A 1,342-nucleotide genomic window follows, 5' to 3' on the forward strand; every position below is an offset into this window, starting at 1 on the left:
GATACTGTTGAAAAACTCGGCGTTGTCGGTGCTGCGTTGTCATGATTCAATCGCCGCATTGATTTGCGGAGGATTGAGCGATGATGGGATGTCAGGCGGCTCCGGCGCAGCTCTTCTACGATTTCTGTATCGATGACCACGTCCCCGCCGAACACCTGCTGCGCGGGATTGACCGCCATCTCGAACTGGACAGCGTTCGAGCGCAGTTGAAGCCTTTTTACAGCACCACAGGTCGCCCCTCGATTGATCCAGAACTGATGATGCGGATGCTGATCATCGGCTATTCCATGGGTATCCGCTCGGAGCGGCGGCTCTGTGAAGAGGTCCACCTTAACCTCGCCTATCGCTGGTTCTGCCGCCTCGGACTGGACGGCAATGTGCCCGACCACTCTAGCTTCTCGAAGAACCGCCACGGCCGGTTCCGGCAGAGCGACATCCTGCGACATATGTTTGAGACAGTGGTGGAGCGCTGCCTCGCACAAGGGCTGGTCGGTGCGGAAGGATTTGCTGTCGATGCCAGCCTGATCGCAGCGGATGCCAACAAGCAGCGTTCTGTACCGGGAGCGGAATGGGAAGCCAAAGAAGACGCTGGCCGCTCGGTGCAGGAATATCTGGCTGTTCTCGATGACGCGGCTTTCGGGGCTGCCTCGCCAGTGACGCCGAAGTTCATCTCTCCGTCCGATCCGGCCGCTCAGTGGACAGGTGCCCACAAAGGCCATGCCTTCTTCGCATATGCTACCAACTACCTGATCGACACAGACCATGGCGTTATCCTCGACGTCGAGGCGACACGAGCAATCCGCCAGGCGGAGGTAGGAGTATCTCGCACGATGCTCGACCGAACGGAGAGCCGCTTCGGCTTGCGACCTGGTTATCTGGCGGCCGACAGTGCCTACGGTTCCGCAGACAATCTCGCGTGGCTGGTCAAGGAGAAGAAGATCGCGCCGCACATTCCGGTCTTCGACAAGTCGAAGAGGACGGACGGCACCTTCTCCCGCTCAGACTTCTCATGGGAGGTCGAGAATGACCGCTACATCTGCCCGGCGGGTAAGGAGCTGAAGCAGTTCCATCGCACTTACGCGACACCCAGATCAGGCATCACCGCCGAAGGAACGCGGCTTTACCGTGCCAGCAAGAGGGACTGTGATCGTTGCGACCTGAAGCCTCGCTGCTGCCCGAACATGCCGATGCGCAAAGTGCCGCGCGATCTCAACGAAGATGCCCGTGATGTTGCCCGAGCAATAGCCGCAACACCAGAATACGTGCAGTCACGGCATCGCCGTAAGAAGGTCGAGATGCTCTTTGCTCACCTCAAGCGCATTCTCCGGATGGCGCGCCTGAG

General features: G+C 59.3%; 1 protein-coding gene. It reads left to right on the forward strand.

The genetic code is table 11. The features are described from left to right. Positions 1 to 80 precede the first annotated feature (80 nt). On the forward strand, positions 81 to 1,342 hold a 1,262-nt coding region (locus BM216_RS33195), incomplete at its 3' end, for a transposase (protein ID WP_093004688.1).

Source organism: Rhizobium sp. NFR07, assembly GCF_900111905.1.
In the GTDB taxonomy this organism is placed as follows: domain Bacteria; phylum Pseudomonadota; class Alphaproteobacteria; order Rhizobiales; family Rhizobiaceae; genus Neorhizobium.